This is a genomic window from Leisingera sp. ABD4_442 (assembly GCF_056160905.1).
Genome location: NZ_JBSWYB010000010.1, coordinates 62093 through 75031 on the forward strand (window position 1 = coordinate 62093; position 12939 = coordinate 75031).

General features: G+C 64.0%; 11 protein-coding genes. 2 read left to right on the forward strand and 9 right to left on the reverse strand.

Translation table 11 applies throughout. The features are described 5' to 3' along the window. Nucleotides 1-71: 71 nt before the first annotated feature. The 7 genes from ACXAHG_RS10330 to ACXAHG_RS10360 form a co-directional block, all read right to left on the reverse strand. The gene (locus ACXAHG_RS10330; RefSeq protein ID WP_475039545.1) at nucleotides 72-1004 is read right to left on the reverse strand and encodes a 2-hydroxyacid dehydrogenase; all 933 of its coding nucleotides are present in this window, start codon (nucleotides 1002-1004) and stop codon (nucleotides 72-74) included. Nucleotides 1005-1028: 24 nt separating this feature from the next. After that, nucleotides 1029-2180 (reverse strand): rod shape-determining protein RodA, encoded by a 1152-nt coding sequence (gene rodA, locus ACXAHG_RS10335; RefSeq protein ID WP_475039543.1) that lies wholly within the window; start codon nucleotides 2178-2180, stop codon nucleotides 1029-1031. Further along, the gene (gene mrdA / locus ACXAHG_RS10340; protein WP_475039541.1) at nucleotides 2177-4123 is read right to left on the reverse strand and encodes a penicillin-binding protein 2; all 1947 of its coding nucleotides are present in this window, start codon (nucleotides 4121-4123) and stop codon (nucleotides 2177-2179) included. Before mrdA ends, rodA begins: the two co-directional genes overlap by 4 nt. Then, on the reverse strand, nucleotides 4120-4659 hold the full coding sequence (locus ACXAHG_RS10345) for a rod shape-determining protein MreD (protein WP_475039540.1): 540 nt from the start codon (nucleotides 4657-4659) through the stop codon (nucleotides 4120-4122). The genes mrdA and ACXAHG_RS10345 overlap by 4 nt, the downstream gene beginning before the upstream one ends. Next, entirely contained in the window at nucleotides 4652-5593 is a 942-nt protein-coding gene (mreC, locus tag ACXAHG_RS10350) for a rod shape-determining protein MreC (RefSeq protein WP_475057093.1), read from the reverse strand. The genes ACXAHG_RS10345 and mreC overlap by 8 nt, the downstream gene beginning before the upstream one ends. Nucleotides 5594-5658: 65 nt before the next feature. Next, nucleotides 5659-6705 carry a rod shape-determining protein gene (locus ACXAHG_RS10355; RefSeq protein ID WP_008554722.1) on the reverse strand — a complete coding sequence of 349 codons (1047 nt, stop codon included), beginning with the start codon at nucleotides 6703-6705 and terminating at the stop codon, nucleotides 5659-5661. A 230-nt stretch (nucleotides 6706-6935) separates the two neighbouring features. Continuing rightward, on the reverse strand, nucleotides 6936-7712 hold the full coding sequence (locus ACXAHG_RS10360; RefSeq protein ID WP_475039536.1) for a lysozyme family protein: 777 nt from the start codon (nucleotides 7710-7712) through the stop codon (nucleotides 6936-6938). A gap of 130 nt (nucleotides 7713-7842) precedes the next feature. On the opposite strand from ACXAHG_RS10360, the gene ACXAHG_RS10365 reads away from it, so the two are divergent. Beyond that, complete coding sequence (locus ACXAHG_RS10365; protein WP_475039534.1) at nucleotides 7843-8631, forward strand: 23S rRNA (adenine(2030)-N(6))-methyltransferase RlmJ; 789 nt, start codon at nucleotides 7843-7845, stop codon at nucleotides 8629-8631. A gap of 314 nt (nucleotides 8632-8945) precedes the next feature. Here the strand turns inward: ACXAHG_RS10365 and ACXAHG_RS10370 are convergent, their stop codons facing one another. Both ACXAHG_RS10370 and pdxR read right to left on the reverse strand, forming a co-directional pair. Next, a complete protein-coding gene (locus ACXAHG_RS10370; protein WP_475057095.1) occupies nucleotides 8946-10532 on the reverse strand; it encodes a 2-isopropylmalate synthase in 1587 nt (528 codons plus the stop codon). 243 nt (nucleotides 10533-10775) lie between these two features. Beyond that, nucleotides 10776-12149 (reverse strand): MocR-like pyridoxine biosynthesis transcription factor PdxR, encoded by a 1374-nt coding sequence (gene pdxR / locus ACXAHG_RS10375; protein ID WP_475057096.1) that lies wholly within the window; start codon nucleotides 12147-12149, stop codon nucleotides 10776-10778. 95 nt (nucleotides 12150-12244) lie between these two features. Between pdxR and ACXAHG_RS10380 the strand changes: the two genes are divergently transcribed. Beyond that, nucleotides 12245-12910 (forward strand): pyridoxamine 5'-phosphate oxidase family protein, encoded by a 666-nt coding sequence (locus tag ACXAHG_RS10380; protein WP_475057097.1) that lies wholly within the window; start codon nucleotides 12245-12247, stop codon nucleotides 12908-12910. Nucleotides 12911-12939: the final 29 nt, after the last annotated feature.

The window sequence follows — 12939 nt, forward strand, 5'->3', positions numbered from 1 at the left end:
AGCAAGATTTGCGCTTCTTTCTGGTTGCAAATACTCTGGGGTGAGCACCGCAGGTGCGAGGGGCGAAGCCCCTAATATCCCAGGCTGCGGTCGACCAGATGCAGCAGCGGCTCGCCTGACTCAAAGCGGCGGATGTTTTCGGCAACCGCCTCAGCCGCGGTGCTTTCCCGGGTTTCCGAGGCGATATGCGGGGTCACCGTGACATTGGGATGCGCCCAATAGCGGTGTTCCGGCGGCAGCGGCTCAATGCGGAACACGTCCAGTGTCGCATGGCCCACCTGGCCGCTGTCCAGCGCTGCCAGCAGTGCATCGTCATCAATCAGCGGCCCGCGGCCCGGGTTGATAACCCTGGCTCCCTTAGGCAGCAGCGCCAGGGTCTCGGCATTCAAGGTGTTTTCGGTGGCAGGCGTATCGGGCAGCAGCAGGATAACGATTTCCGCCTGCGCCAGTGCGGTCCTCAGCCCATCCGTACCAGAATGGCAGGCAACACCTTCGATCTCCTTCTGCGTCCGGCTCCAGCCCGAAACCTGGAAGCCAAGCGCGGCCAGTGCCAGGGCCGAGGCCTTGCCAAGCGCGCCAAGGCCCAGCACTGTCACGCAGCGGTCCTTCGCCAGCGGTGGAGCCTTGGGCTCCCAGCGCCCGTTCTGCCCCTGAATATGCGCATCCATTCCCAGGTGATAGCGCAGCGTGTGGCCGGCCACCCATTCGGTCATGCCCTGCTCCAGACCGCTGTCAACCATCCGGGTGAGCGGCACATCAGCCGGGGCCACGGGAACGATTTTCTCTACCCCGGCCCACATGCTCAGGATCGCCTTAAGCCGGGTGAAAGGGGTGAAATCGCTAACCGGCCCGCTGGGAGCGTAGACGATGTAATCCACCACATCCGGGGCAAATTCATTGCGCAGATCAGCATCCACGCCCAACCGGTCAAACTCTGCTTTTAAAAGCGGCTCGTAGACGGGCCAGCTATCGGCGCGGCCTGCAAACAGGACATTGGCGGTCATGGAAACTCCCTTGTGTCTTAATTCTTAGCGTGAAGCTTGCCTTGGGCGGTGGATATGGGCGCTTTGGACAATGCCGAAAGCCCCCAGCAGCACCAGCATCGCCGAGCCGCCGTAAGACACCATCGGCAGCGGTACCCCGACCACCGGCGCCAGCCCCATCACCATCGACATGTTCACGGCAAAGAACAGGAAGAAGGTGATGGCGATGCCGAGGATCACCAGCGAGGAGAAGCGGTCCTTGGTGGCGATGGCCGAGGCGATGCAGAACAGGATGATCAGCATGTAGATGAACAAAAGGGTAATCCCGCCGATAAAGCCGAACTCCTCCGCCAGCGTGGTGAAGATGAAGTCGGTATGTTTCTCCGGCAGGAAGTTCAGCCGCGACTGGGTGCCTTGCATAAAGCCCCGGCCCGACCAGCCGCCTGACCCCAGTGCGATCTTGGATTGGGTGATGTGATAGCCGGCCCCCAACGGGTCCTGTGAAGGGTCCAGGAAGGTGTCGATGCGGCGGAACTGGTAGTCCTTCAGCAGCTGCCATTCAGTGCCGCGGCTTTGGAACACAGCGCTGACCAGCCCCACGCCGGCGGCGATTACCGCCGCGAAATAGGCCCAGTGAACGCCTGCCAGGAACATTACCCCGCCGCCGGCCGCCATCAAGAGGATTGAGGTGCCAAGGTCCGGCTGTTTCAGCACCAGCGCTGTCGGGATCAGAATCAGCGCCACTGGCAGCAGCACCCATAAGGGGCGCGAGGTTTTCTCGGCCGGCAGCCAGTCGTAATAGGCGGCCAGCAGCATCACCAGGGCGATCTTGGTGACCTCCGAGGGCTGCAGACGCATGAAACCGATGTCGATCCAGCGCTGTGCGCCCATGCCGACGGTGCCAAAGAGCTCCACCGCGACCAGCAGGCCCAAGGAGCCCAGATAGGCCAGCACCGAAACGTTGCGCCAGAACCAGATCGGGATCATCGCCACCACGAACATGACGCCAAGGCCGAGGGCAAAACGTTTCACTTGCGGTTCTACCCAAGGGGAGAATGATCCGCCCGCAACCGAATAGAGCATCAGGAAGCCGACACTGGAGACCGTGATCAGCAGCAGCGTCAGGCCCCAGTTCAGGTGCAGGATCTTGCGCAGGCCGGAGGGCGTCGACTTGGCGTGATACTCAAGATAGCTCATGCGCGGCTGCTCCGGCTGCCGAGGGGGCGCTTGACCCGTTCACGCTCCAGCCGCTCCTGCTGCGCCTTGATGCGGCTGCGGTCGGCCTTGGGATAGGCCTCCAGCGGCGGAGTGCCGTCATACAGCGCCTGCAGCATCACATCGCGGGCAATCGGCGCCGCCGCTTTGGAGCCGCCGCCGCCGTGCTCGACCACCACAGCCACAGCGTATTTCGGGTTGTCGTAGGGGGCAAAGCTGACAAACAGCGCGTGGTCGCGGCGCTCCCAAGGCAGGTCTTCATTGCGGATCACCCCGGCGGCGCGCTCAGCGGCGGTAATGTTGCGGACCTGGCTGGTGCCGGTCTTGCCCGCCATCCGCATACCGTCGCCGATGATGCGCGAGCGATAAGCAGTGCCGCGGCGGTCGTTGCTGACGGAATACATGCCTTTGCGCACCATTCGCAGGCTGTTTTCACTAATATCCAGCCGCTCACCCGCGCCGCTGGGCAGTTCCACACCGTCGATGGATTTCAGCAGCCGGGGTGTCACGCTGCGCCCGGTGGCCAGCCGCGCCGACATCACCGCCAGCTGAAGCGGAGAGGCCAGCATGTAGCCTTGCCCGATCGAGGCATTGGCAGTGTCGCCAATCAGCCAGTCCTTGCCATAAGAGCGCGCCTTCCAATCCTTGGTCGGGGTGATGCCCTGAGCCACAGCCGACATGGGCAGGTCATGTTTGATTCCGAGGCCGAACTTGTTGGCCATGGCCGAGATTTTGTCGATCCCGGTTTTGATGGCCACGTCGTAGTAATAGACATCGCAGGACCGCTTCAGGGAGGTGTTCAGGTCCACATGCCCATGGCCCGCGCGCTTCCAGCAATGGAAGCGGCGGCCAGCAACTTTCAGATGGCCAGGGCACCAGACGGTTTCCTCTGGTCCGACGACACCCTCTTCCAGAGCAGCGAGCGCGGTGATCATCTTGAAAGTGGAGCCGGGTGGATAAGTGCCTTGAACGGTTTTGTTGGACAGCGGGCGGTAGTTGTCCTCGGTTAGCATCCGGTAGTCGGCCACCGAGATGCCGCGCACAAACAGGTTCGGGTCGAAACTGGGCGAGGAGCAGATGGCACGGATATCGCCATCCTCGCAATCGATCACCACTGCGGCTGCGCTTTCCCGGCCCAGCCGGGCCTGCACATAGTTCTGCAATTCTGCATCAACAGTCAGCTGCATGTCTGCGCCCGAGATCCCCTCGCGCCGGTCCAACTCGCGCATCACCCGTCCGGTGGCGTTGACCTCGACCCGCTTGGCGCCGGCCTTGCCGCGCAGCACATCCTCGCGCTTGGCCTCGAACCCCACCTTGCCGATTTGAAAGCGCGGGATCAGCAGCACCGGCTCCGGGTCTTCCATCTTACTTAGATCGTAGTCGGAGACTGGACCGACATAGCCCACAACATGGGCAAAATCACCCAGTTGCGGATAGACCCGTGTGAGGCCCACCTCCGGAGTGACGCCGGGCAGGGCGGGGGCATTCACCGCCACTTTGGAGATATCCTCCCAGCCGATCCGGTCCGCCAGGGTGATCGGCAGAAACGGCGGTGAGCGGCGCATTTCGGTGCGCGCACGCTCCAGATCCTCCGGGTCCAGCGGCACCAGGCTGGAGAGTTTCTCGATCACTGCCTCAACGTCGCCTGCATCCTCCGGCACCACGGTGATCCGGTAGGAGGGCGAGTTTTGCGCGATGATCAGCCCGTTGCGGTCAAAGATCTGGCCGCGCGCGGGTGGCAGCAGGCGGATGTTGATCCGGTTTTCCTCTGCCAGCAGACGGAATTCATCTGCTTGGTCCACCTGCAAATAGCGCATCCGCGCCGCCAGCCCGCCGGCAAAGGCCAGCTGCAGCCCGCCCAGGAACAGCGCCCGCCGGGACATTTTGCCATGGGAGGCATCCAGATCCTTGGAATTGCGTTTCATCGGCGGCTCACCAGGGTTTCGGCCTCGGCAGGGGACAGTTTGCGCACGCCCAGAATAGTTTGGCTGACCCAAACCGCCAGCGGATAGGCAAGGATCGTCATCACAATTTGGATCACCGTCAGGCTTAGCGGTGCCTGCTCGACACCGAACAGCACCAGCACCAGCCGGTTCAGCGTGGCGATCCCGGTCAGCATCAGCGCCACGGCCAGCCATTCACTGGCAAAGGTGCTTTCGCGGTGCGGCGCGGCGCGTGACTTCAGGAACCCGCAGGCCAGCACAGTCAGCAAGGCCAGCAGGCCCGGCGGGCGGTGGAACAAAAGGTCGGCCAGCAGCATGACCAGGGCAATCGACAGCGCAGGCACAAAATCGGGGCGGCGCATCGACCACACCATCGCCATCAGCAGCAGGAAATCCGGCGGCGCCCAGAAGCGCGGCTTTGTGTCCAGCGGCAGCAGGTGGAAGAAAATGATCAGCAGTGCCAGCGCGGGGAAGGCCGCGCGCATAGTCCAGATCCGAGCAGGCGAGGTATTAGCCATTGCCCGCCTCTGCCGTACCTTCGGTGCCGTGCGCGCCCAGCCCTTCGGGCCGCGGCTGCGGCACCGGGGCGCCCGGTGCAGCGCCCACCAGCCCGCCAGGATCCTGGATCACCTCGGTGCCGTGATGGCGTAGCACCCGCAGGAATTCCAGCCGGCTGTAATCGGCGGACAGCCGCACCCGCATCCGGCCTGAACGGTCCTTGGCCACCTGACCGATCAGCAGGCCTGCCGGGAACACCGAACCGTCACCAGAGGAAATCACCCGGTCGCCGGGGCGCACCAGATCCGGGTTTTCCAGAAAGCTCAGCACCGGCGCAGCAGAGTTATCGCCGGTCACCAGCGCCGTCTGGCCGGAGGGCTGGATGGTGGCGGGCACCGCGCTGGCAGCATCGGTCAGCAGGATCACCCGGGCGGTGTCATGCCCGGTGCCGGAAATCCGGCCCACCAGGCCAATGCCGTCCATTGCCGCCCAGCCGTCGTGAACGCCGTCGCGGGTGCCGACGTTCAGCAGCACCGATTGCCGGAACGGCGAGCCGCTGTCCGCCATCACCACCCCGGTGATATAGGTGAGCTGCGGGTCCAGCCGCACGTTGTTAAGATCCAGCAGCCGGGCGTTTTCTTGCTCCAGCTGCAGCGCCGCCTCTTTCCATGCCCGCATCTGCCGCAACTCGCTGCGCAGCTCGCGGTTCTGCTCAGCCAGGCGCCGGTAGCTTTGGAAATCACGGATCAGGTTGATGGTTGCGGTGACCGGCACCATCGCCCAGTCCATGCTGGGCACCACCGTGTCCACCACCTGGGCACGGAAGCGCTCCACCCTCGGGCTATCGATCCGCCAGACGAGAAAGACGGCGGCCAGGCACAAGCACAGCACTGCTGTCAGCAGACGCCGCAGCGGGGTTGCGTAATCGTCGCGCTGTGACTTGTCCTTTGCCACGTCTCTCCTTCCAGCCGCCACTCCAGTCTGACATCAGCTGGCGCCGTTCCGGCGGGCAGGGGCTGTTAGCTGTCGTAGTCGATGGCGTGGGCCAGCTGCTTTTCGTATTCCAGCGCCTTGCCGGTGCCCAGGGCCACGCAGTTGAGGCTTTCGTCGGCGATCGATACGGCCAGGCCGGTCTGCTCGCGCAGGGCAAGGTCCAGATCGCCCAAGAGCGCGCCGCCTCCGGTCAGCATCACACCGCGGTCGACAATGTCGGCGGCCAGATCCGGCGGGGTGGTTTCTAGCGCGGTCATCACCGCCTCGCAGATCTGCTGCACCGGTTCGGCCAGTGCCTCGGCCACCTGGGCCTGGGAAATCTCGATCTCTTTCGGGACACCGTTCAGCAGGTCGCGGCCGCGGATTTGCATCGACTGGCCGCGGCCGTCATCAGGCATCCGGGCGGTGCCGATGGAGGTCTTGATGCGCTCTGCGGTGGATTCCCCAACCAGGAGGTTTTGCTGGCGGCGCAAGTAGCTGATGATTGCCTCGTCCATGCGGTCGCCGCCGACGCGGACCGAGCGCGCGTACACAATGTCGCCCAGTGACAGCACCGCCACCTCGGTGGTGCCGCCGCCGATGTCGACAACCATATTGCCGGTCGGATCGGTGATTGGCATACCCGCTCCGATTGCAGCGGCAATCGGCTCGGCAATCAGACCTGCGCGGCGGGCGCCGGCAGACAGCACCGACTGGCGGATCGCGCGTTTTTCAACCGGGGTGGCGCCGTGCGGCACGCAGACAATGATCTTGGGCTTGGAGAAGGTCGAGCGCTTGTGAACCTTGCGGATGAAGTGCTTGATCATCTCCTCGGCGGTGTCGAAGTCGGCAATCACACCTTCGCGCATTGGCCGGATCGCCTCGATCGAGCCAGGCGTGCGGCCCAGCATCAGCTTGGCGTCCTCACCCACGGCCAGCACTTTTTTGACGCCGTCCTTAACGTGGTAGGCCACCACAGACGGCTCGGACAGGATCACGCCGCGGCCCTTGACGTAGACCAGCGTGTTGGCAGTGCCGAGGTCGATAGCCATGTCCGAGGAGAACAGACCGCCCAAGTTTCCGAAAAGCGCCATATAGAAGGGATCCTGTAAGTGCTGCCAATATTCCTTGGGCGACTCCCGCAGGAGCCGCCTTCCCAAACCTTATAAGCGGCACGGAAGGGCCGCGAAAGGGCGTATTATGGTGAAACAGCGCCTTTCCGCCCAGTCCGCAGGGGCGTTGGGAGGCCAGGTTCACGGGCTGTTCCAGCCTGTTTCCGCAGGCAGGCGCCGCCCGGGGCCGCCGCCTGCGGGCAACCCCGCCGTCAGCTTGGGAAAATGCGCTGCATCTCCGCCTTGAAATGCGCCCAGGTCAGGCTGGCGCTATTGCCGGCATAGCCCTCGTAATAGGATTTGCCGGTAGAGATGGGCAGGCCGGCCCAGATCTTGGCCAGGTTCAGCATGAAGGTCTTGCGCGGCATCTCTGACGCCAGGAAGGCGCTGTAGCCGGCTTCTTCGACCAGCTGATGCGCCAGCTGGTCCTGCAGCTCCGGCGTGAAGCGGGCCTGCGGTTTGACGCCCTGGTGCTTGACTAGCCGCCGCAGCGTTGCCGGGATCATCTGATAGCGCCCGATGGCATGGGGCTGGCCCGGCGTGGCATCAATCCAGGCATTGATTTCGGCAATGGTCATCTGCGTCGGCTTCTTCGGTGGTTTGCGGGTGGCGCCGTATTGCACCGCATCATACTGCGCTTTGCCGGCCTCGGCGCTGGCGATCAGGTCCAGCAGCCGTTTTACGCTGGGCGGGGCGCTCAGAACGGGGGCGAATAATCCGCCGCCGCTGCGGCCGCGGAACAGGCTGGCCGCGCCGGGATTGAGAGAAACGGCGCCGCGCCCGGTATCTGCCCCTGGCAGAATGTCAGGCAGCAGGCTGGCAACTGCTTGCGGCGCCGGGGCCGCAGAGGGCGCCGCCCCCGGCTGCGGCGCAGAGGCACGGTGCAGAAAGAACTGATTGCCAACCAGGGAATAGCCCTGCGCGCTGACTGAGGCCGCGGCGACCAGCAGCAATGCCAGAAACGCCAGGAAGAGGGCTATGGTGCTCATTCTGAGGGGCATGGGACCTGCATTCTGCGGTATCTCGTTGGGTGCAGTCTGCCTTAGCCGGGTTGAGATTCCGTTTATCCGGCGTACGCTGCCCCTTCCGCCTTCAGGAATTAGCCGCTAGAGGAGGCGCATGCTCTCCTATCAGCACATCTACCACGCCGGGAATCTGGCCGACGTCCAAAAGCACGCGCTGCTGGCCTGGATGCTGGCCTATCTCACCCGCAAGGACAAACCGCTGAGTTATATCGAGACCCACGCGGGCCGCGGCCTTTATCATCTGGACGCGCCCGAAGCGGTGAAGACCGGCGAAGCGGCACAGGGCATCACCAAGGTGCTGGCAGAGCACGGCCTGGCGGCAGACCATCCGCTGCACCGCGCCCTGTCGGAGACCCGCACAGCATATGGCGATGCTGCCTATCCCGGCTCGCCGCTGATCGCGGCCTCGCTGCTGCGGCCGGGCGACACGCTGCATTTCGCCGAGCTGCATCCGCAGGAAAACGCTGCCCTGCGCGCTGCGCTGAAGCCCTGGAAGGCCAAGGTGCACCAGCAGGACGGGTTCGAACTTGCGATGTCCCTGGCTCCGCCCGCCCCGCGCCGCGGGCTGCTGCTGATTGACCCCAGCTACGAAATCAAATCCGACTATGCCCGCATCCCCGGCATCATCGGCCAGTTGCACAAGAAATGGAACGTTGGCGTCATCGCCCTGTGGTACCCGATCCTTAAGGACGGCAGCCACAAGCAGATGCTCAAGGCGCTGGAAGCGCAGGGCCTGCCCGGTGTCCTGCGGCACGAGGTCTCCTTTCCACCGGTGCGTGAAGGCCACCGGATGATTGGCAGCGGCATGTTCGTGGTAAACGCGCCATACGGGGCAGCGGAAGAGGGCACGCGCCTGACGGCCCTGTTCAAAGGCGCTATCTGAAGCCGGATCAGGCGGAAGCTCCCGCGCCTGGTGGGATTATCAAAGCGGGATCATCAAAGATGACCCATCCTGCCTTGGGCCCGGCGCGCCTCCGGCGGGGATGATTCTGGTAGAAGACGCTGGGGCAAAACCCAGAGCTAGGCGGCAGCACGCCGCGCAGAGCGCGGCACCCGGCCCAACGCTGCAATGCGCCGTCCGGCGCCTTCAGGGGCGGGAGTGATTCCGGGGCGGCTGAGAATTTAATCTCCGGTCCAACAGAAATGGGCTGCCTCTTGGTGGAGACAGCCCATTCAAAGTTGCGCCCTGCGCCGGTCTCAGGCGAGGTCTTTATAGGAAATTTCCCGGGTGTCGGCGCCTTCGCCTACCCGTCCGCGGCGCACGATCAGGCGGTTCAGCGCGTTCACATAGGCCTTGGCCGAGGCCACCACCGTATCCGTGTTGGCGCTTTCGCCGGTGGCGATATTGCCATCTTCCTCCAGCCGCACCGAAACCGTGGCCTGCGCGTCGGTGCCTTCGGTGACCGCGTGCACCTGATACAGTTGCAGCCGGGCTGTGTTCGGATAGATCTTGCGGATCGCCTTGAAGGTCGCATCCACCGGTCCGTCGCCTTCAGCCGTCTCAGTAACGTCCTTGCCGTCGATCTCCATCTCGACGGTGGATTCCGCCGGGCCGCCGGTGCCGCAGACCACTTTCATCGACACCACTTTCAGGTGGTCATTGTCTGCGTCCGTGCCGGTCCGCATCAGTGCGATGAGGTCGTCGTCGAACACTTCTTTCTTACGATCGGCCAGCTCTTTGAAGCGGACAAAGACGTCCTTCAGCTGGTTGTCGCCCACGTCATAGCCAAGATGCTCCAGCTTGTCGCGCAGCGCCGCACGGCCGGAGTGCTTGCCCAGGGGCAGCGAAGTGCCGGAAAGGCCGATGTCCTCGGGCCGCATAATCTCGAAGTTCTCGCGGTTTTTCAGCATGCCGTCCTGGTGGATGCCGCTTTCGTGGGCAAAGGCGTTCTTGCCGACAATGGCCTTGTTCGGCTGCACCACAAAGCCAGAGACGGTCGAGACCCGGCGCGAGACATGCATGATCTTGGTGGTGTCGATGCCGGTGTGCCACGGCATGATGTCATTGCGCGTCTTCAGCGCCATCACCACCTCTTCCAGCGCGGTGTTGCCCGCCCGCTCGCCAAGGCCGTTGATGGTGCATTCGATCTGGCGCGCACCGCCCGCGACGGCTGCCAGCGCGTTGGCGGTCGCCATCCCAAGGTCGTTGTGGCAATGGGTGGCAAAGACCACCTCATCTGCGCCCGGCACGGTTTCAATGAGGCGCTTGATCAGGTCGGCCGATTCCATCGGCGCGGTATAGCCGACGGTGTCGGGGATGTTGATGGTGGTGGCGCCGGCCTTGATCGCGATTTCAATCACCCGGCACAGGTAATCCCACTCGGTCCGGGTCGCATCCATCGGCGACCACTGCACGTTGTCGACCAGGTTGCGGGCATGGGTGACGGTCTCGTGGATCTTGTCTGCCATCTCGTCCATAGTAAGATTCGGGATGGCGCGGTGCAGCGGCGAGGTGCCGATGAAGGTGTGGATGCGCGGCTGCGCGGCCTTGCGCACCGCTTCGGCGCAGCGGTCGATGTCCTTGAAGTTGGCGCGCGCCAGGCCGCAGATCATCGAATTTTTCGAGCGTTCGGCAATCTCTGACACGGCAGCAAAGTCGCCTTCGGAAGCAATCGGGAAGCCTGCCTCGATGATGTCCACGCCCATCTCGTCCAGAAGCTCGGCAATTTCCAGCTTCTCGTCATGGGTCATGGTGGCGCCGGGGCTTTGCTCGCCGTCGCGCAAGGTGGTATCAAAAATCAATACACGGGATTTGTCGCCGGAAATCGGGGATGCGTTTGTCATATTGGTATCTCTTGTCTCTGTCCTAGGCCCTTCCAGGGCATTCATAGCCTTCGATGGCGCGCGTGCGGCAATCCTCTGAGCGGGCGCGCCGGAAGGGCACGCTCAGAGGCGGGCTAGGATCAGTAGGGCGCGCAGAGCTGCACCGCGGGACGCGGTGTCTGCAAAAGGGATATCTGCGCAAATGGTCATGGCAGGGATTTATACAGAGGCAATTGTAAATGAAAAGCCCATAGGAGGAGAATTTCAGCCATCCTCCACGATCTGCCGCAGCCGGGCAATCTGCGCCGGCAGGTCAGAGGGCTGCGATTGGCAAAAACCGATCAGCAGCCCTTGTGCCTTTTGCTCCGGATCATGCGGCGACAAGGCGCGGACGCCAAATCCTGCGGCGGCAGCGCTGCGGCAGATTTCCGTGTCGGGCCGCGCGCCTGCCAGGTGAAAGGCGATTTGCATCCCGGCATTGTGGCGCCGGAACCAGCCCAGCCGCTCCGGCCATTCCGCCAGCGCCTCCGCTGCGGCGGCATACCGCTCGGCATAGAACCTGCGGGCGCGGCGGATGTGGCGGTCGTATTGGCCGGAGCCCATGAATTCCGCCAGCGGCCGCTGCGCGGTGATCGCGGCCCCGGCACTGGGATGGATGAATTGCGCCCTGAAGGCGGGCACCAGGGCAGGCGGCAGGATCGCATATCCCAGCCGCAGCGCATGGGAAAAGGTCTTGGAAAAGGTGCCCGCATAGATGCAGCGCCCCTCGCTATCCAGCGCGGCCATGGCGGGCACCGGCTGGCCGCCATAGCGGAACTCGCTGTCGAAATCATCCTCGATGATCCAGCCGTCCCGTGCCTTGGCTGCCTGCAGGAAGGCCTGCCGCTGCGGCACCGGCAGCGTGCCGCCCAGCGGAAACTGATGCGAAGGCGTCAGCAGCGTGACCTTGGCCATCCGCCGTGGCACTTGGACCCCGCGCGGCCCCGCTCTCAGCCAGCGTACCTGCCAGCCACGCGATAGGGCAAAGCGCTGCGTGGGGGTAAAGCCGGGCGCTTCAAGCGCGATGTCTTCGCCGCCGGTCAGAAAGTCCATTGCCAGTTCCAGGGCTTCCCGTGCGCCGCTGGTCACCAGAACCTGCTCTGCACTGCAGCTGATTCCCCGCCAGCGCGCGGCATAGGCGGCAATCTCCTTGCGCAATTCAGGGTCGCCAAAGGCGTCTTCCTGATGGCTCAGGCTTAGCGGGTCGAGCCGTGCCACACGTGAAACACAACGCGCCCAGGGCCGCGCCGGGAACAGCGCCGGGTCCGGAGCGCCTGGCAACAGCAGTCCCGGCACAGGGGGGACAGCAGGCGGCAGCGCCTGCACCTGCGCGTGCGGCGGCCGGATCGGCGCAACATCGCAGACAAAGATCCCCGCGCCGGGCCGCGCCTCGGCGTACCCTTCTGCCACAAGCTGATCGTAGGCTGTCACCACGGTGGAGCGCGCGATGCCCAGATCCTGTGCCAGCCCGCGCGACGACGGCAGCCGAGTGCCGATCCCCAGGCTGCCGTCGCTGATCCTGCTGCGCAGCGCTGCCACGATCTGCAGATACAGCGGCTCCCCCTTGCTGTCAGAGATCATTGCGGAGAGGTCAATCATTCTGGACTGCCTATTTTGTCAGAAATTGGATGTTAATTACAAACCAGTTTGCGCATAGCACACATATGGAGGCAACAAGAAACAAGAGGTCCGCCATGCGCCAGCCTGAACAAGACACCGCCCTGAAATCAGAACGCAGCCGGTTGCGCCGAGCCCATGAGCGCGGGCTTTACGACCGGGCTGCGGTTTATCAGGTGCTTGATGCCATGCCGCTGGGCCATGTCGGCTATCAGATCAATGGCAGCCCCTCGGTCCTGCCGACACTGCAATGGCGGGAAGGGGATCATGTCTATTGGCACGGCTCCGCAGCCAGCCGCGCAATCCGGGCGATGGCGGGGGCAGAGGTCTGCCTGACGGTCACTTGCATGGACGGGTATGTGCTGGCGCGTTCGGCCTTCCACCATTCGGTCAACTTCCGCTCTGCCATGCTGTTTGGCGTGGCAGAGCAGGTTGTGGACGAGGACGCCAAGGCGGCCAGCCTCAGGGCGATGGTGGACCGCATCTTTCCCGGCCGATGGGAAGCCCTGCGCCCGATGACTGATCAGGAGCTGAAGGCGACGGCAGTGCTTAGGATGCCGATCGAGGAAGGCGCGGCCAAGATCCGCTCCGGCCCACCCAAGGATGACGAGGAAGACTACGCCCTGCCGATCTGGGCTGGGGTGGTGCCGATGGCGATGGAGCTGAAGCCGCCGCAGCCGGACCCGGCCAATCTGGACGGCGTGGCAATGCCGGACCATCTGAGCCGCATCCGCATCGGCTGAAACGAAAAGGCGCGCCATCCCGGCGCGCC

Coding starts and splice junctions, on each gene's coding strand:
- ACXAHG_RS10330 (WP_475039545.1), bottom strand. CDS start 1,004: ATGACCGCCAATGTCCTGTTTGCAGGCCGCGCCGATAGCTGGCCCGTC.
- rodA (WP_475039543.1), bottom strand. CDS start 2,180: ATGAGCTATCTTGAGTATCACGCCAAGTCGACGCCCTCCGGCCTGCGC.
- mrdA (WP_475039541.1), bottom strand. CDS start 4,123: ATGAAACGCAATTCCAAGGATCTGGATGCCTCCCATGGCAAAATGTCC.
- ACXAHG_RS10345 (WP_475039540.1), bottom strand. CDS start 4,659: ATGGCTAATACCTCGCCTGCTCGGATCTGGACTATGCGCGCGGCCTTC.
- ACXAHG_RS10355 (WP_008554722.1), bottom strand. CDS start 6,705: ATGGCGCTTTTCGGAAACTTGGGCGGTCTGTTCTCCTCGGACATGGCT.
- ACXAHG_RS10360 (WP_475039536.1), bottom strand. CDS start 7,712: ATGAGCACCATAGCCCTCTTCCTGGCGTTTCTGGCATTGCTGCTGGTC.
- ACXAHG_RS10365 (WP_475039534.1), top strand. CDS start 7,843: ATGCTCTCCTATCAGCACATCTACCACGCCGGGAATCTGGCCGACGTC.
- ACXAHG_RS10370 (WP_475057095.1), bottom strand. CDS start 10,532: ATGACAAACGCATCCCCGATTTCCGGCGACAAATCCCGTGTATTGATT.
- pdxR (WP_475057096.1), bottom strand. CDS start 12,149: ATGATTGACCTCTCCGCAATGATCTCTGACAGCAAGGGGGAGCCGCTG.
- ACXAHG_RS10380 (WP_475057097.1), top strand. CDS start 12,245: ATGCGCCAGCCTGAACAAGACACCGCCCTGAAATCAGAACGCAGCCGG.